This window comes from Bradyrhizobium sp. CIR48, assembly GCF_014198315.1.
In the GTDB taxonomy this organism is placed as follows: domain Bacteria; phylum Pseudomonadota; class Alphaproteobacteria; order Rhizobiales; family Xanthobacteraceae; genus Bradyrhizobium.
Genome location: NZ_JACIHG010000001.1, coordinates 511,777 through 529,004, shown reverse-complemented (window position 1 = coordinate 529,004; position 17,228 = coordinate 511,777). Strand labels below are relative to the sequence as shown.

Genomic DNA, 17,228 nt, shown 5'->3' with positions numbered 1-17,228 from the left:
ACCCCCATCGCAACCGCGTCGCGATCCTGCTATGGTTGCGAACCATGACTTCGCGCGACTCCGCCCCGTCTGAAATCACACCGGCCGTGCTGCTGCGCGCCTATGCCTGCGGCATCTTTCCGATGGCCGAAAGCGCCGAAGATCCGACCCTGTTCTGGGTCGAGCCGGAGCTGCGCGGCGTCATCCCCCTCGACGGATTTCGCGTCGCCTCGCGGCTCGCGCGCACCGTGCGCTCGGATGTGTTTCGCGTAACCGTCAACACCGCGTTCAAGGCGACGATCGCCGGCTGCGCCGCGCCGCAGGCCGGACGCGAGGACACCTGGATCAACAAGCGCATCCGTGACCTCTATGGCGGCCTGTTCGAGCTCGGCCATTGCCATAGCGTCGAGGCCTGGCAGGGCGAGGACCTCGTCGGCGGGCTGTACGGCGTCAGCCTCGGACGGGCCTTCTTCGGCGAGAGCATGTTCCACACCGCGCGCGATGCCTCGAAGGTCGCTCTGGTGCATCTGGTCGCGCGGCTCATCCATGGCGGCTTCGAGCTGCTCGACACCCAATATGTCACCGAACATCTGAAGAGCTTTGGTGCGGCCGAGATCTCGCGGCGGCGCTACACCGCGCTGCTCGACAAGGCGCTCGCGGGCGAGCCGGGCGATTTCCTGAAGCTCTCGGCGGGTGAGGCGATCCCAGGCGCACGCGCGCTCGAGATCATCGCCGCGCGGCAATAATCGATAGCCAGGCCTAGCGGCCAAACCCCGGGATACCGAACAGACCTGGTCGCTGCTCCGGCGGCGGAGGCGGCGGCGGTGCCGATTGCTGCTGCTGGATCGGCGGCAGAGGCTGCGGCGGACGCTGCTGCACCTGCTTCGGCGCGGCCTTCTTCTGCGCGGGCGGCGGCGGCGGTGCAGGCTTGGTCGCGGGATCCGGCGCTGCGGTCGCAATGGTCTGCTGCGGCTCTTTGCAGTCGGTGAGCCAGATGTCGTAGATCGGATGCTCGACGCCGTGCAGGCCCGGGCTTGCCGCGTACATCCAGCCCGAGAAGATCCGCTTCACCTCGCCCTGCAAGGTGATCTCGTCGACCTCGACGAAGGCGTCGGTGTTGGTGGCCTCGGTCGCCGGTCGCGTGTAGCAGGCGTCGGTCTTGACCCTGAGCGCGCCGAACTGGACGGTCTCGCCGATCTCCTCGTCGAAATTGATGATGCGCCCGGTGATCTTGTCGAGCCCCGAGAAGGTCGCCTTCTTGTTCACGATCTTCTGGGCCGGCGGCTCGGTGACGACCTCGTCGCCCGGCTGCAGGCTTGCCGGGGTCTGCGGCACGGCGCCGCCCGGCCCGCCCTTCTGCTGCGGCTGGCGACCCGGCGCACCCGGCTGGCCCGGCGGCGCGACCGCCACAGGCGGCGGCTGGTTTGGCGGGGCGACGGTGGAGCCCGGCGGCGGCGCCAGCGGCTGGGTCTCGACCGGCCCCGGCATCACATTGCCCTGCCGGCCCGGCGGCGGAGGCATCGGGCGCGACGGCAGCACGCGGCCCTGCGGCGGCAACTCCGGCACCTCTTCGTCGTCATCGGGGATCTGCTGCGGCTGGGGCTGGCCGCGCGGAATGTTGCCGGGCGGCCGCAGCGGCGGCGGATCGGAAAAAATCGTGCCGATCTGCGCCTGAGCCGGCGTCGCAACCGTCAGTGCGGTGGCGGCCAAAAGCGCCGCAAGACCTGTCAGGGTAATGGTTCGAAACATCTCGCGCGGCTTCAACAGCGAATCGGGCTTGTTGGACATTCTACAGGGGATACCGCCGCTCGCAGGCCCTCCGGTTAACACGGGGAATACGGCGGGGGAAGGGCGGCATCCCTGCCCTGCCCGCCGCCCGCTGGCCAGGGCGGCTGACGGGTGGGATAGTCGGAAAGCCCCTCCTCGGAGGTGCGAAGGCGGGCATTCGCCCCGAAAATGACATCCAACGATAACCGGAAACCCAGAGGTGCGCCGTTCCATGCCCGTTATGCTCGATCTCGATGCCGCCGCCGTCTATAGGGCTTTCCAGGAGGCCGACCGCCCCGCCTACGAGACGCTGACTGCGGACGAAGCGCGCGCCTATTACGCTCAGGCCCGCTTTGCCACCAACCCAGAGCCGCCGGAGCTCGCGCGCGTCACGCCGCTATCGATCCCGGCGCCGCACGGGGTGATCCCCACCCGCCTCTACGTTCCCAAGGAGCCACGCCGGCACGACGGCCTGTCGCCGGCGCTGGTGTTCTTCCATGGCGGCGGCTGGGTGATCGGCGATCTCGACTCCCACGACGTCGTCTGCCGCCAGCTCGCGGTTGAGGGCGCGCTGATCGTGATCTCGGTCGACTACCGTCTCGCGCCCGAGCACAAATTTCCCGCGGCGACTGAGGACGCCATCGCCGCGACCCAATGGATCGCCGCGAACGCACGCGAGCTCGGCATCGACGCCTCGCGCCTGTCGATCGGCGGCGACAGCGCTGGCGGCAACCTCACCGCGGTCGTCGCGCTCGCCGCGCGCGAGGCTGGCGGTCCCGCACTCGCAGGCCAGGTGTTGATCTACCCGGCGACCGACTTCGCCATGACCCACGGCTCCCACAGCGAGCCCGAGACCAGCGTGCTGCTGACGCATTCGGTGATCCGCTGGTTTCGCGACCACTACCTCAATGGCGCCGCTGACATCCATGACTGGCGCGCTTCACCGGCACGTGCGCAAAACCTGGCGGGCCTGCCGCCCGCCTATGTGCTGACCGCCGGCGCCGATCCGCTGCGCGACGAAGGCGACGAATATGCCGCGCGGCTCAAGCAGGCCGGCGTACCCGTCACGCACAAGCACTATCCCGGCCAATTCCATGGCTTCTTCACGATGGGCAAGTTGTTGCAGCAGGCCAATGTCGCCGTCGGCGAGATCGGCGCATGGTTGAAGGGATTGGGATGACAGTCCCGTAGCCCGACGCACCAACGATACCGATGCCTGTCCTTCTCCAAACCATCATCACCTTCCCGCTGCGCGTCCTGAAATGGCTCGGCAGCCAGGGCACACGCGGAGTCGCGGCTGTCGTGTTCATCGCGGCCGCGGTGCCACCACTCGGCGCAGTGCTGCGTCCCTATCTCACCGAGGCAATCCTCTGCCTGCTCTGCATCTCCTTCATGCGGGTCGATCTGGCCGCCCTCTACGGCCATCTGCGCCGGCCGGCGCTGGTTGCTACCGCCACGGCCTGGACCACGATCGGCGTGCCGCTGATCGTCGGATTGATCGCCCACGCAACCGGACTTACGGCTCGCGCGCCCGGGCTTTCGCTCGCGCTGATGCTCCAGAGCATGGCCTCGCCGATGATGGCCTCTCCGGCACTGGCCGCACTGATGGGTCTCGATGCCACGCTCGTGCTGATCACGCTGGTGACCTCGACCGCGCTGGTGCCCTTCACGGCCTCGCTATTCGCCGGCCTCTTTCTCGGCGACATGCTGAGCGTCACACCGCTGACGCTGGGCCTGAAACTGCTCGGCATCCTCGCAGCATCGCTGCTGGCCGCCACAGCGATCCGATGGATCTTCGGCGCGGAGGCGATCCAGCGTCACAAGACGCCGATCGACGGCCTCAACATCATCATCCTCTTCATCTTCGCTGCTGCGATCATGGGCGATGTCGTCAGCGACCTTCTCGCACAGCCGCTGTTCACCCTCGGCCTCGCAGCTCTCTCATTCGCGATCTATTTCACCCTGCTCGCGATCACCACGCTGCTATTCCGCCGCATCGGCACCGAGCGCGCGCTCGCACTCGGGCTGATGGTGTCACAGCGCAATCTCGGCCTGATGCTGGCGGCCACGGCCGGCGCATTGCCGCCCACCACCTGGCTCTATTTCGCGATGACACAGTTTCCGATCCATCTCGCGCCCTACATGCTGATGCCGATCGCGCGGCGCCTGACGGTACGCGCGAACACCTCCAGCTCTGCTGCGACGAGCATCCCCTAACCCGCCCGCGCCGCGCGCCGCAGCGCCTGGGGCGGCTGGCCGAACGCGCGGATGAAGGCGCGGCGCATTCTTTCGGGATCGCCAAACCCGGTCGCCTCTGCGACCAGCTCGATCGCTTCGCGCGAGGACTGCACGCGCTCGCGCGCGACTTCGAGCCGCAGCCGCTCGATCGCTTTCGACGGCGTCGCGCCGGTCTCGGCGGCGAACGCGCGGGCGAAATGCCGTGCGCTCATGCCGGCGCGATCGGCGAGGTCCTCCACCGTCAGCGGCGCGTCGAGATTTTCGCGCGCCCAGGACAACAGCGCGCCGAAGCGGCCGTTCGGTGTCTTCAGCTCCAGCAGCGAGGAGAACTGCGACTGGCCGCCGCTGCGGCGATGGTAGAGCACGAGCTGCCGCGCGGCCTGCTGCGCGATCTCCTCGCCATGGTCCTCGGTGACCATCGCGAGCGCGAGGTCGATGCCGGCGGTAATGCCGGCCGACGTCCAGACATTGCCGTCGCGGGTGAAGATCTGGTCCGGCTCGAACTTCACCTTCGGATAGCGCGCGACGAAATCGCGCGTCCGCCCCCAATGCGTGGTGGCGCGGCGGCCGTCGAGCAGTCCCGCCTCGGCAAGCACATAGGCGCCTGAGCAGACGCTCGCCACGCGCACGCCGCGCCGCGCCAGCCGCTGCACGAAGGCGCGCGTGACCTCGCAGCGCGCGGCATCCGCAACGCCCGCGCCGCCCGCGATCACCAGCGTCGTGATCGCATTCGCCGACTTGAAATCACGCGCCATCATCTCGACGCCCGACGAGCTGCGCACCAGTCCCGCGCCCGCGGCCAGCACGCGCAGCGCAAGCGTCTTGCCAGTGCAGCGCGCCGCGACCTCAAACACCGAGATCGGGCCGGCCGCATCGAGCAGCTGGAAGTCCGGGAAGATCAGGATGCCGATCATAGGGTATGTCCGAAATAGAGGGAATTACGCCATTTCAGACACAACCGCACCATGCCAATCTTCGCCCGTCAAGCTCATCTTTGGAGGATTTGCCGATGTCGTCACCGCTCCAGATTGGACTTTTGGTGTTCCCGCGCGTCACCCAGCTCGACTTCACCGGTCCCTTGCAGGTGTTCGCCATGGTGCCCGGCGCAAAGCTGCATTTGATCTGGAAGCGGATCGAGCCGGTGCCGAGCGATTCCGTGCTGACGCTGACGCCGACCACGACATTCGCCGACTGCCCGCAACTGGACGTGATCTGCGTACCCGGCGGCCGCGGCACTGACGACCTGCTCAATGACGAGGAGGTGCTCGACTTCCTGCGCCGGCAGGCCGAGGGCGCAAAATACGTCACCTCCGTCTGCACGGGATCGCTGGCGCTCGGCGCTGCCGGTCTGCTCAAGGGCTACCGCGCCGCCACCCATTGGAGCGCGATGGAGATGCTGGCCCAATTTGGCGCCACGCCGACCAAGACGCGTGTCTGCATCGACCGCAACCGCATCACCGGCGGCGGCGTCACCGCAGGAATCGATTTCGCGCTGACGCTGGTGTCGATCCTCGTCAATCGCACCACCGCGGAAGCGATCCAGCTCCAGATGGAATATAACCCCGCCCCGCCGTTCAATTCGGGCTCGCCCGATACAGCGCCGGCCGAAGTGATGACCTTGCTCCGGGAGCGCGGCGCGCAAAACCATGCACGGCGGCTCGAGGCGGTGAAGCGCGCGGCGGAGCGGGTGGTGTAGACGTTCCACTTTCGGCGACGGAACCGAGGTTTCGGGGGACGAGTTGAATGCGCACGAAACTCACAGCATCCGGAGCGCAATCATGGAGCACCTCCACTACCCCAACGAAAGCACTGAGTATCGTGCCGCGCGAAATGCATTGCTGGATGAGGAGATTGCCCTCCGGGCTCAGATTGAGGTCGTTTCTGCCAGGCGTCGCGCGCTGCCGCTCGGTGGCGAGGTGCCCCAGGATTACGTCTTCGAGCGCATCGGCAAAACGAGCATGCCGGAACAGGTCAGGATGTCGGAGCTGTTCGGCCCGCATGACACGCTGATCCTGTACAGCTTCATGTATGGGCCGGAGCGCGAGCTGCCCTGCCCCGGCTGCACCCATTTGCTTGACGGGCTCGACGGCGCCGCAAGGCATGTCGGCGAGCGTGCCGCGCTTCACATCGTTGCAAAATCGCCGATCGCGCGTCTCGCCGCCTGGGCCCACGAACGCGGTTGGGAGCATCTGTCGCTGCTGTCCACCGCTGGCAACTCCTTTGACGCGGATTACTTCGGCGACACATCGAAGTTCTCCAAGGGTATGCGCGCGCAGCACCACGTTCCCGAGGGGCAGAACTGGGACGAAACGATCTTCAACGTCTTCAGGAGAGCGAACGGCAAGATCAGGCACTTCTGGGGCTCGGAGATGAGTTTCGCGCCGCCCGCGCCGAAGCAGCATCATCGCGCCGGTGATCTGGTCGATCCGCTCTGGGGCCTGCTCGACATGACACCTGAAGGCCGCGGCGACTTCTTCCCGAAGGTGCGCTACGACTGAGGCGCACAAGCCGGCCGACGAAGCGCCTCAAAGAAAAAGGCCGCTCGGTTTCCCAGGCGGCCTTTCCTGTCTTACGGCGGCTGCACATTCACATCGGGCGATTTCGGACCTTCCAGACCGGGGGCCTATCTCCCGATCGAGTCCTTGTCGGCGGCCGCTGCATTTCGGGACAGTCGCGAGCTGTTGCCCGAACCGAACGCGATGGTTTCCCATCTCCGTAAGATGGAATCATTGAGCCGCATGGCTTGCGTGGCCGCAATGTCCGCGCAGACGCCGTCCCCGCTGTTCCCGTTGTCCACAGCAGGGTGAGGCGGATGCGCGTGCATCCAACCGAACGATCGAGATTCGAGGAAGGACCGAAAGCCTAGCCAGGCGTCCAGGGCTGATAATCGCCGGTCGCCTTCGGACGCCTGCCGCTGGCAAGGGTCGAGCCCGAGGGCCGATAGGCCTTTACCGTGCCGGTAAGATTCGGCTGGTGCGGCTTTTCCCATTCGCGCGGCTGATAGTTGGCCTCGGTCGGCGGCACATCGACAACGTGATGAATCCAGCCGTGCCAGGACGGCGGGATCCGGCTGGCTTCCGCATAGCCGTTATAGACCACCCAGCGTCGCTCGAAGCCGAGCGTGGGATCGACCGCCCCGCCGCGGGTGCGATAGTAGAGATTGCCCTGCTCGTCCTGGCCGACCAGCTCTCCGTACCGCTTGGTCCAGAGTTGGGTGCCAAAAGTCTGGCCGTTCCACCAGGTGAAGAACTTGAGGAAGAATTGTTTCATGCGGCAAGGGCCCTGCTTCGTCGGGTCCTGATGCCATCCGGGCGGCGAAATGTCCAGTTCGGCGGGGCGGCGGTGCCCTCGGCAAATGCGCCGGCCTCGCCATGAACGCTGCCGCAAATCGGACGCGATCCGTTCATGCGGGGTACAGCCATTGAGAGCGAGGCTCCGTTCACGCGCAAACCGGCGTGATCCCAGGAACTCCAGCCCTTTCATAGGGTTTGCTTCCGGGAAAGGAGTTTTATCATGAAAAGTCTGAAAGTTTTGAGTGCCGCCGCAGCGCTGGCGCTCGTTCTACCCATGACTTCACCGAGCTTTGCACAGGGGCCCGGCGGCGGTGGCCGTGGCGGCGGTGGTGGCGGCCACGTCGGCGGTGGCGGTGGTGGTGCTCACATCGGCGGTGGCGGTGGCGGCGGCGCTCACTTCGGTGGTGGCGGCGGCGCGCGCATGGGTGGTGGCGGCTTCGGTGGCGGAGCACGGGTTGGCGGCGGCCCTGCGTTGCAGGGAGGTGGCGGCAGCTTCGCGGCCGGCCCAGCGGTCCGTCCGGGCGGCGGCACGTCCTTTACCGGCGGCGTCAGCCGTAACTTTGCAGCCGCCAACAGCGGCACCTGGCAAGGCCGCGGTGGCAACTGGAGCGGCGGAGGCTGGCATCATCATCATCGTCGCGGCGGCTTCTGGCCGGGCTTCGCGGCCGGTGCGGCGATCGGCGGGCTCGGCTCGTATGCCTATTACGGCGGCGGCTATTACGATGACCCCTACTACTATGGCGACAGCTACTATGATGAGCCGACCGTGGCGGTGGTGCCGGATAGCGGCGGCGACTCTGCCTATTGCGCGCGGCGCTACAAGTCATACGACCCGGCTTCGGGCACCTATCTCGGTTATGACGGCCAGCGGCATCCCTGCCCGTAAGACGGTCTGAACAATCGACGATGCAACAAACCCCATGGGCGGCGCCGGTGATGGCCGGGCGCCGCCCATGTCTGTTCTGCGAGCCGCTGCAGTTTCGCCAGTCGTCTTGCCGATCGCATTCGGCCTCGCGATCCCCTCGACTTTGCTTCAACCTTTCATCGAAGCTGCTCCCACTTCGCGTGCCGCGTGCGCTCCCGGGCGAACCATGACGCATAGATGACGCATGGCCCAAGATAAGACACGGAACACGCGCCGCAGCCTATGCACCGCACCGTGCATATCTACCCCGATCCAATCCAAAATTGACCCGAGGCACGATTCGCGGATATCACCAATCACAGTGGGGACTTCGATTACTGGGAAGTGTCATGCCGCGTATTCTCGTGGTTGATGACGATCCGATGGTCGGCGCGACCATCGAGGTCCTCCTCCAACGTCAGGGCTTCGACGTCACGCTGGCCGACGGCGGCGAAACAGGACTGGCTGCGCTGGAAGCGCAGGCCTTTGAGGTGATGCTCGTTGATATCTTCATGCCGCATATGCGCGGCTTCGAATCCATCCGCATCTTTCACGAGCGCGCGCCGGCTACTCCGCTGATCGCGATGTCCGGCTATGCCTTCGCCTCATCCGCCTCGCCCTCTCCCGATTTCCTCCGCATGGCGCTGGAGCTCGGGGCAACGCGCTGCCTGCGCAAGCCGTTCACGCCGGAAGCGCTGCTGACCACGATCCGGGAATGCCTCGCCGGTCCGGGCGAGAGCGCACAGCCGAAGGACAAGAAAGAAGCCCCTTGATCCCAACGCAGCGCGTCATTCTCGGTGCTGGACTTGCCATCCTCCTGATCATCACCGCGGCCTCGATCGCCCTCGACGTCAAGTCGCGGTCCGACGCGGCGTGGGTCAACCACACCGTCCAGGTGCAGAAGAAGATCTCCGATCTGCGCGTGCTGCTGCGCCGCGCCGAGAGCGCCGCCCGCGGCTATGAACTCTATCGCAGCCAGACGCTCGCCGACGAGTTTCAGGGCGTGCGGGTCCAGATCGCACCGGCGCTGGCCGAGCTGAAGCGCGGCGTGCGCGACAATCCCGATCAGGTCACGCTGCTGGAGGGCACCGAACCGCTGGCGCTGCGCCGGGTCGAGATCGCCGCCGAAGCGATGCGCCTGCGCGCGGCGAATGACCAGGCCGGCATTGCCGCGCTCAACAGCAAGGCCGAGGGCCGCGGCCTGATGGACACGGTGATGGGCAATCTCGACCATCTGAGCGCGGATGAAGAACGCCTGCTCACCGCGCGCTCCCAGGATTCACGCCGCACCGGCATCGTGCTGCTGGGCATCGACGTCGCCGGCGCCGTGCTGATCCTGCTGCTAGTGGCGCTGGTGATGCGCGAGAGCCAGCGCGCCACGGTGCAGCTGCAGAGCACGCTCGAGCAAACACAAGCCGCCAAGCACGCCCTCGAAGCGGCGGTGGCCGAGCGCACCGAGCATCTGGTGACCGCGCACGACGAACTGCGCCTGTCGGTCAACGTGCTGCAAAGCACGTTTCACAGCATGGCGGAGGCGGTGCTGGTCATCGACGCCGAGGGCAACGTCCTGCTGTCCAATCCGGCCGCGGAGCGCATGCTGCTGCATCGCGCCGGCATGAACCTGCGCAATCTGCGCGCGCTGTCAGATGTGTTTCACGGCGACGGGGTCACGCCGATGAAGGCCGACGAGCTGCCCTCGGTGCGCGTGCTGCGCGGCGAGAAGTTCGAGGATCTGGAGATGATCGTCCGCCCGCACAGCGGCAATGCTCCCCGCCATCTCATGATCAGCGGCCGGCCGATGCTGGACGGGCAAGGCGACATCACGGGCGCGGTGCTGGTCTATCACGACGCCACCATGTCGCGCGAGACCGAGCGGCAGCTGTACCAGTCGCAGAAGCTGGACGCGATCGGCAAGCTGACCGGCGGCGTCGCGCACGACTTCAACAACATGCTGACCGTGATCTCCGGCAACACCGAGACGCTGGTGGCGAGCCTGAAGCAGCAGCCCGAGCTCCAGCGCGCGGCGCGGCTGATCGACGATGCTGCCGAGCGCTGCGCCGAGCTGATCCAGCATCTGCTCGCGTTTGCGCGCAGGCAGCCGCTGCAGCCGCGCAACGTCGAGATCAACGCCGCGATCGCGGACATCGCGAAACTTCTGCGTCCCACCCTCGGCGAGCAGATCCAGATCGAGACCGTGCTTGAACAGGGGCCGATGACCGCGCATATCGATCCGTCCCGGCTCACCAATGCCGTGCTCAACATGGCGATCAACGCGCGCGACGCCATGCCGAACGGCGGCAAGCTGCTGCTGGAGACCCACCGCGTCGTGCTGGATGAGGCCTATGCACAGGCCCATGCGGACGTGGTGGCCGGCCCCTACGTCATGCTCGCCGTCAGCGACACCGGCACCGGCATGTCGCCCGACATCCAGCAGAAGGCGTTCGAGCCCTTCTTCACCACCAAGGAAGTCGGCAAGGGATCAGGCCTCGGCCTTTCCATGGTCTACGGCTTCGTCAAGCAGTCCGGCGGCCACATCAAGATCTACAGCGAAGAAAACCACGGCACCACGATCAAGCTCTATCTCCCGCCGGGCGAAGGCGCGGCGGACGTCGCAGCCGCCGCCGCGCCGCAGGTCGAAGGCGGCGCCGAGACCATCTTCGTCGTCGAGGACGACAATCTCGTGCGCAACTTCGTCACCGCGCAGCTCGAGAGCCTCGGCTACAAGACGGTTGCCGCGCCCGACGGCAAATCCGCGCTGGAATTGATCGCGGCCGGCCAGCCGTTCGATCTCCTCTTCACCGACGTCGTCATCCCCGGCGGCATGAGCGGACGCGACCTCGCCGACGAGGTGGCCAAGCTGCGGCCCGGCGTGAAAGTGCTCTACACCTCCGGCTACACCGACAACGCCATCGTCCATCACGGCAAGCTCGACGACGGCGTGATGCTGCTGACCAAGCCCTATCGGAGAAACCAGCTCGCCGAGATGATCAGGAAGGCGCTGGGCGGCGGGACGATGACGGCGAGCTAGCGCGTGTACTCATAAATCGGCGATGTCCGCCTATCCCCAACAACGGTGCAGTAGCGGACGTAGCAGGAGGTCCGAGAAGGGCCAGAAGCAATCATTCCGGCCGCGGGCCGGATGCGGTGCCGTCCCCGCGCGGCAGGGTAATGATAAACTCAGTAAAAGCGCCAGGCTCGGTCTCGACGTCGATCCTGCCGCCGTGTTGTTTGACAATGATGTCATGGGTCATTGAGAGGCCGAGCCCCGTTCCTTCTCCGGCCGGTTTAGTGGTGAAGAAGGGATCGAAAATCTTTTCTCTGACTTCGGGTGAAATGCCGACACCATTGTCGCGAATCCGGATTTCGACTGTCTTGCCAAGGTTTTTGGTGGCAGCGCTAAGGACAGGCTCAAAGGTATCGTTGGCTGCTTCGGCCTTTCGCCTAGTCGCGGCATAGAAACCGTTCGAGATCAGATTAAGCAACGCGCGCGTGATCTCCTGCGGAAACAGCTCGGCCGCACCCGCATTCGCATCGAAGTCGCGCTGCAGCGTGATGCTGAAGCCGGGCTTTTCGGCGCGTGCGCCGTGGTAGGCAAGATTGAGGCTTTCATCCACCAGCGAATTGATGTCGGCGGGCCGCTGCTCACCCGGCCCCTCGCGGGAATGCAGCAGCATGTTCTTGACGATGGAGTCGGCGCGCTTGCCGTGCTGCCCGACCTTTTCCAGATTCTCCTTGAGCAACTTCGTCAGTTCGTTGACTTCCTCGCGGAGCTTGTCGTTCAGAGCAGCGGCTTTCAGCGTATCGTTCAGCTCGTCGATGAGCTCGGCAGAGAGCGCGGAGAAATTGTTGACGAAGTTGAGCGGATTCTTGATCTCGTGGGCGATGCCGGCGGTGAGTTGACCGAGCGACGCCAGCTTCTCGGTCTGCACCAGGCGGTCCTGCGCGGCGCGCAGGTCGTCGAGGGAACGAGTCAAATCGTCAGTGCGCTCGCGCAGCTCGCGGAGCAGCCGCGTGTTCTCGATGGCGATCACCGCTTGTGCCGCAAAATGTTCTAGCAACTCGACCTGCTTGTCGCTGAACTCTTGCACCTCCTTGCGGTAGACGGCAAAGGCGCCGATAAGCTCGCTCTCCTTGAGCATCGGCACAATCAGAACGGTGCGGGCTGCGGCGACCTTGTAGATCAGATCGTCGGGATACTCGATGGCAATATCGGCAATGTGAACCAGCGCCTTGGTCTCGACGAGGCGCCCCAGCGAAGGCGTCCCATCAAACGGCGCGATGAAGTGTGGCGGCGTTTCCTGGTCGGGCGCATACAATTGCGGCACGTTTTGCGCGGCCATTCGCGCCACCCGCCGGAACCGGTCGCCTTCGTATAGGAGCAGCGTCCCAAAACTGGCGCTGCAGATGCGCACGGCATTTTCCAGCATGGCCTCGAACACGGGCCCAAGCTCACCAGGCGAACTGGATATGACTTTCAGCACTTCCGAAGTCGCGGTCTGCTGCTCCAGCGCTTGATCCAGCTCCACAGTCCGACGTTCAAGCTGCGCCTGTAGATCGGCAATCGACGCTGCCTCGCGACGAGTGACAGATGGGGCTATCCCGCGCTTGGTCTTGGCCGATTTGCGACCTTTTGGCGAACTTCTCCTGCGGGCTCTCGCCTTGGCTGCCTTGTTGCCCGTCTTTACCACGCGCGTCATTTCCGGCCCCCGGGTCGAGCGCGGGCATCTTATCTGTCTTGGCCATCGGAACGGAAGGGCGGTTCGCCCAGTCAGCCGCAGACTAGCCGCTTAACGTCCGGCTTGGGTCACAAGCAGTAATGCTCTGGCCGATCAGAAGATCTCCGCTCGTCCCTCTGGAGCGGACATTGCCTTGATGAGTACTCTAGGGCGTGAACTGCCGAAGGGGCGCTGCAATCACACCATAAAAGAGGTCGGGGGCACTGGCTCCTGATGTGAGTTCCGGTTGTCCTCTTGAGACGCCGTAGCTCGCCCGGATCCGCGCCCGAGGTGTTTAGACACCGCGCTATGCACCAAGTAAGGCCGTTTTGATCTCGATCGGGCCGGTCTCAAGCAAAACTCAAGCGCACCTCAAGGACAAATCGTCCCACCAGCCCAATCTCTGAGCATGCTCTCAGCGACAAATGTTGGAGCCGGTGTCGCGACAGTCCGCTTGCGGAGCGCGATACCGAGCGCAGTCATCAGATGCACAGCTAGGATCTTGGTCTGCGGCCGGAATTGACGGCGCAGCTTCGACAGGTGCTCGCATGAAAAGACGAGAGTTCATCTTGTTGATTGGTGGAGGACTGGCCTGGCCTGCGATCGCACGGGCGCAGGGCGGAGCCAAGCTGCATCGAATCTTCTGGGTCTCCACCGAGTCCCAACCAGATCCCTTCCTGGACGGCTTTCGCGAGGGAATGCGCGCGCTGGGATACGTCGAGGGCAAGACCGTGACCTTCGAGACGCATTATGCCCCCGGAGATCCGCAGGCACTGCGCAAGATCGTCTCCGAGTTGCAGCGAGGGGATATCGACCTTGTGGTCTCGAGCGGTCCGGCGACACGCGTCATGACTGCGGTCACCGACATCCCCGTGCTGTTTGCATTGAGCGGTGACCCCGTCGCTTTGGGTGTGGTGAAGAGCCTTGCTCACCCCGGCACCAATTTCACCGGCAGCACATTCCTGTCGCTCGAGCTGGCAGGAAAGCGCGTTGAGCTGCTCAAGGACATTTATCCAAAGCTGCGAAAACTGGCGGTTCTCTCCAACACGGATCATCCGGGAGAGCCACTGGAATGGCGTGCGACTTTGGAGTCGTGCCGGAAGCTCGGCATTGAGGCAGCCTACGTTCCGTTCTGTGGCGCTCGCGAAATCGAGAATGGGTTGATGGCCGCCGGCAAAGTGGACGCGGATGCTCTCCTCGTGTTTCCCGATGTCGTGACGCTGGTGCATCGTGCGAAGATTGCGGAGTTTGCAATCGCGCACCGGCTGCCTTCGATGTTTGGCTGGTCTGAATATTGTGACGCTGGAGGTCTCTTGAGTTACGGCGCAAACCAGCGCACGACCTATTTTCGGCTTGCCACTTATGCCGATCGCATCCTGCGCGGTGAAAATCCGTCAGATCTTCCGGTGATGCGCCCCGAGAAGTTTGAACTGGCAGTCAATCTGAAGACAGCCAGGCTTCTGGGTATCGACCTGGATGTGTCGTCGATCCTGTTTCGCGCCAGCAAGGTGATCTCCTGAGAGTAGTTATGACGGACGGTGCTGCGCAGTCCTCTTCGTGTACGATGCCCCCGCGTCGCTCGCTGTTCTGCAAGTACTTCGCGACGTTGTTTGTCGCTGCGGTCGTGCCTCTGATACTCGGCGCGGCCGTCGAGGCTTCTTTCGGTTACCGAGACCAGCGCCGCCAGATCAGCGCGGTGCTGCAGGCCGATGCTCGGTCGGCGTCCGACAGGATCGAGGCGTTCACGGATGGCATCCGAGATCAGCTGGGTTGGATGGTGCAGCTTCCCTGGTCTGTCGGAGACGATGCGCAACACAAGATCGATGCCTTGCGCCTCCTCCAGCAGGTGCCCGCAATCGTTTCGGTTTCGCTGCTGGATGAGACCGGTGCCGAACGGGTCTTTGTTTCCAGGCTGCATCTGAACAGGACCGGGCGCGGCATTGATATGTCTACGGATCCCGCTGTTCTGGGCGCACGCGCCAACAAGGTTTGGTACGGACCGGTTCAGTACCAGCGAGATTCAGAGCCCTACATGAGGATCGCGGTTGCCGGGAGCCTGCCGGCCGCGGGGGTTGCGATCGCCGAGGTCAATCTGAAGCTGATCTGGGATGTCATCGCAGCCATTAGAATTGGCGAGACCGGCTACGCCATTGTTGTCGATGATTCCGGTCATCTGATCGCACATCCCGATATCAGTCTGGTCCTGCGCGGCCGCGCCAGCTCGGGCAGCTTCGGCCGGATCAAGCATCTCGCCGGCGCGGCGAGTGCAGCGGCGGCGATAACCGGGGACCGAGGCAACCCGGTGGTGGCACTATCCGTTCAGGCCGCCGATGTGGGATGGACGGTGATCGCGATGCAGCCGGTCTCGGAAGCCTTTGCATCAATTCGCGCGGCGTTGTGGCGCTCGTCAATTCTCATTGTCTTTGGTGTTCTCATCGCGCTGGCGCTCGCCTATTGGCGCGCGCACAGAATGTCCGGCCCGATCAAGCAACTTGAAGAGGGCGTGGAGCGGATCAGAACTGGACAATTCGAGCATCGCATCAAGATCTTCAGCGGTGACGAGTTGCAGCAACTGGCGTTGCGCTTCAATGAAATGGCTTCTGAACTGGCGATCTCGCAGCAGAAATCTGTGCGGATCGAACGGCTGAAGCAGTTCCTGCCGTCACAGGTCGCCGAACTGGTCGAGCATTCTCATGAACTGCTCGAAGGGCAGCGACGTGAAGTAGCCGTCATTTTTGGCGACTTACGCGGCTTCACGGCGTTCTCCACGCGCAATGAGCCCGATGTCATCATGGCCGTCATGCGCGAATACTACGAGGCCGTCGGCGCCGTGACGACTCGTCACGAGGCAACGCTCATCGGCTTTGATGGCGACGGAGTCATGCTCCTGGTCAATGCCCCGGTCGCATGCGAACAGCCGGCAACTCAAGCGGTCCGACTCGCGATCGACCTGCAAATGACGGTGCAGTCCCTTGCCGGCAAATGGTGCGACGCCGGCCACGCGATCGGCTTTGGTGTGGGCGTTGCCATGGGACCGGCAACGGTCGGAACGGTTGGTTATAACGGTCGGCTGGACTACACGGCGATGGGAGCCGTGGTGAATTTGGCGTCGCGGCTCTGCAATCTCGCGAAGGACGCGCAGATCCTGGCTGATCCCACTATCGCTGGAAGGGTAAGGGATAGCGTTCCGTTGGCATCGCTCGGACAGCGGACCATCAAAGGCTACGACCAGGCCCTCGAAGTCTTTGCTGTCGCACCTGCTGACCTGCGGTTGAAACCGCCGGGCTCCGGACAACGCCGGCGGGAGAAAGAGCCTCAGGACCACTGATACCCCGGCGTCCGGGGGGCTAACGCGTCGCCAGCACCACCGCCGCCAGCGTGAAGATCAGCGCCGCGATCTGCCCTGCCCCCAGCGGCTCGCCGAGCGCGATCGCGGAGGCGACGACGCCGATGACGGGCACCGCCATGGTGCCGATCGCGGCGACCGAGGCCGGCAGGCGGGCCAGTGCTGCGAACCAGCTGACATAGGCGATGCAGAACTGCACCACGGTCGAATAGACCAGGAGCCACCAGCCGACCGGCGTCACCTGGGACAGATGCGTGGTCTCGACCAGGAGGCCGATGATCGAGATCGGTAGGCAGCCGATCCCGATCTGCCAGGCCGCGGCCGTGATCGGCGGCAGATGGATCGGGTACTTCTTCGAGAACACCGTGCCGACGGCAAAGCCCAGCGCGCCGCACAGCGCCATGATGATGCCAGGCAGCTTCTCAACGCTGGCGGCGATGCCGTTGCCGCCCATGATCGAGGCGAGGCCGACGAAGGCCATCACCAGCCCCAGCGTGCGCGGCACGGTCGGCCGCTCGCCGAGCACCGGCCAGGCGATGATCGAGGCCCAGACCGGCATCGTATAGGCGATCAGCGCCGCCTCGCTCGCCGGCAGCCAGAGCAGCGCCAGGCCCATCAGCACCATCCAGCCGGTGACGTTGAGCACGGCGGCGGTGAGGAGGCGCGGCCAGATCGCGGGGTCCACCGTGAGGCTCTGCCGGCGGAGGACCGCCAGCGCCGCCAGCAGCACCGCCCCCAGCACGCCGGTCACCCCGCGCAGCGTCAGCGGCGGCAGCTCGGAGAGCAGGAATTTCGTCACCGGCCAATTGAAGCCCCAGCCGATCGAGGTGATGGCAAGGAACATCAGGCCGGCCGGGGCGATGCGCGGCCGCGCATCCCGGCGGGTCGAATCAAGCATGTGGGTGGTCCGGCAAAATCGACCCTCAGCTTGGCCCGGATTCGCCCCTCTCACCACCACCTCGGCGGGCATGCCTGCCCTCACCTTC

The 17,228-nt window shown here is 64.9% G+C and carries 15 protein-coding genes; 10 read left to right on the top strand and 5 right to left on the bottom strand.

From position 1 onward, the window contains the following. The first annotated feature begins 44 nt into the window (after positions 1 to 44). Positions 45 to 725 (top strand): leucyl/phenylalanyl-tRNA--protein transferase, encoded by a 681-nt coding sequence (gene aat / locus GGD66_RS02650; protein WP_018322999.1) that lies wholly within the window; start codon positions 45 to 47, stop codon positions 723 to 725. A gap of 13 nt (positions 726 to 738) precedes the next feature. Here aat and GGD66_RS02645 read toward each other — a convergent pair whose 3' ends face one another. Next, complete coding sequence (locus GGD66_RS02645) at positions 739 to 1,767, bottom strand: DUF2155 domain-containing protein (RefSeq protein ID WP_183256808.1); 1,029 nt, start codon at positions 1,765 to 1,767, stop codon at positions 739 to 741. Between the two features lie 211 nt (positions 1,768 to 1,978). Between GGD66_RS02645 and GGD66_RS02640 the strand changes: the two genes are divergently transcribed. Together GGD66_RS02640 and GGD66_RS02635 are read left to right on the top strand one after the other, a co-directional pair. Then, positions 1,979 to 2,926, top strand: coding sequence for an alpha/beta hydrolase (locus GGD66_RS02640; protein ID WP_183256807.1), 948 nt, complete (start codon positions 1,979 to 1,981; stop codon positions 2,924 to 2,926). 32 nt (positions 2,927 to 2,958) lie between these two features. Next, complete coding sequence (locus GGD66_RS02635) at positions 2,959 to 3,963, top strand: Na+-dependent transporter (RefSeq protein WP_183256806.1); 1,005 nt, start codon at positions 2,959 to 2,961, stop codon at positions 3,961 to 3,963. Here GGD66_RS02635 and GGD66_RS02630 read toward each other — a convergent pair. Continuing rightward, on the bottom strand, positions 3,960 to 4,898 hold the full coding sequence (locus tag GGD66_RS02630; RefSeq protein ID WP_183230818.1) for a GlxA family transcriptional regulator: 939 nt from the start codon (positions 4,896 to 4,898) through the stop codon (positions 3,960 to 3,962). The genes GGD66_RS02635 and GGD66_RS02630 overlap by 4 nt on opposite strands. Before the next feature lie 95 nt (positions 4,899 to 4,993). Between GGD66_RS02630 and GGD66_RS02625 the strand changes: the two genes are divergently transcribed. Further along, a complete protein-coding gene (locus tag GGD66_RS02625) occupies positions 4,994 to 5,680 on the top strand; it encodes a DJ-1/PfpI family protein (protein ID WP_183256805.1) in 687 nt (228 codons plus the stop codon). Between the two features lie 82 nt (positions 5,681 to 5,762). Continuing rightward, positions 5,763 to 6,482, top strand: a complete 720-nt coding sequence (locus GGD66_RS02620) for a DUF899 family protein (RefSeq protein WP_183230820.1) — start codon at positions 5,763 to 5,765, stop codon at positions 6,480 to 6,482. 364 nt (positions 6,483 to 6,846) lie between these two features. Here the strand turns inward: GGD66_RS02620 and GGD66_RS02615 are convergent, their stop codons facing one another. Next, positions 6,847 to 7,254, bottom strand: a complete 408-nt coding sequence (locus GGD66_RS02615; RefSeq protein ID WP_092262036.1) for an NADH:ubiquinone oxidoreductase subunit NDUFA12 — start codon at positions 7,252 to 7,254, stop codon at positions 6,847 to 6,849. A gap of 243 nt (positions 7,255 to 7,497) precedes the next feature. Here GGD66_RS02615 and GGD66_RS02610 point away from each other — a divergent pair, with 243 nt between their 5' ends. The 3 genes from GGD66_RS02610 to GGD66_RS02600 all read left to right on the top strand — a co-directional run bounded on the left by GGD66_RS02610 (position 7,498) and on the right by GGD66_RS02600 (position 11,209). Beyond that, positions 7,498 to 8,163, top strand: a complete 666-nt coding sequence (locus tag GGD66_RS02610; protein ID WP_092262035.1) for a BA14K family protein — start codon at positions 7,498 to 7,500, stop codon at positions 8,161 to 8,163. 368 nt (positions 8,164 to 8,531) lie between these two features. Beyond that, positions 8,532 to 8,954: a response regulator gene (locus GGD66_RS02605; RefSeq protein WP_018322990.1), complete on the top strand. Its 423-nt coding sequence runs from the start codon at positions 8,532 to 8,534 to the stop codon at positions 8,952 to 8,954. Then, positions 8,951 to 11,209, top strand: a complete 2,259-nt coding sequence (locus GGD66_RS02600; protein ID WP_018322989.1) for a CHASE3 domain-containing protein — start codon at positions 8,951 to 8,953, stop codon at positions 11,207 to 11,209. The genes GGD66_RS02605 and GGD66_RS02600 overlap by 4 nt, the downstream gene beginning before the upstream one ends. Positions 11,210 to 11,300: 91 nt before the next feature. On the opposite strand, the gene GGD66_RS02595 is transcribed toward GGD66_RS02600, so the two are convergent. Then, positions 11,301 to 12,878: a sensor histidine kinase gene (locus GGD66_RS02595; RefSeq protein ID WP_183256804.1), complete on the bottom strand. Its 1,578-nt coding sequence runs from the start codon at positions 12,876 to 12,878 to the stop codon at positions 11,301 to 11,303. A 566-nt stretch (positions 12,879 to 13,444) separates the two neighbouring features. On the opposite strand from GGD66_RS02595, the gene GGD66_RS02590 reads away from it, so the two are divergent. Continuing rightward, complete coding sequence (locus GGD66_RS02590; protein WP_092262029.1) at positions 13,445 to 14,416, top strand: ABC transporter substrate-binding protein; 972 nt, start codon at positions 13,445 to 13,447, stop codon at positions 14,414 to 14,416. Positions 14,417 to 14,424: 8 nt separating this feature from the next. After that, a complete protein-coding gene (locus GGD66_RS02585; RefSeq protein ID WP_183256803.1) occupies positions 14,425 to 16,224 on the top strand; it encodes an adenylate/guanylate cyclase domain-containing protein in 1,800 nt (599 codons plus the stop codon). A 19-nt stretch (positions 16,225 to 16,243) separates the two neighbouring features. Here GGD66_RS02585 and GGD66_RS02580 read toward each other — a convergent pair whose 3' ends face one another. Further along, on the bottom strand, positions 16,244 to 17,140 hold the full coding sequence (locus tag GGD66_RS02580) for a DMT family transporter (RefSeq protein WP_183256802.1): 897 nt from the start codon (positions 17,138 to 17,140) through the stop codon (positions 16,244 to 16,246). Between the last annotated feature and the right edge of the window lie 88 nt (positions 17,141 to 17,228).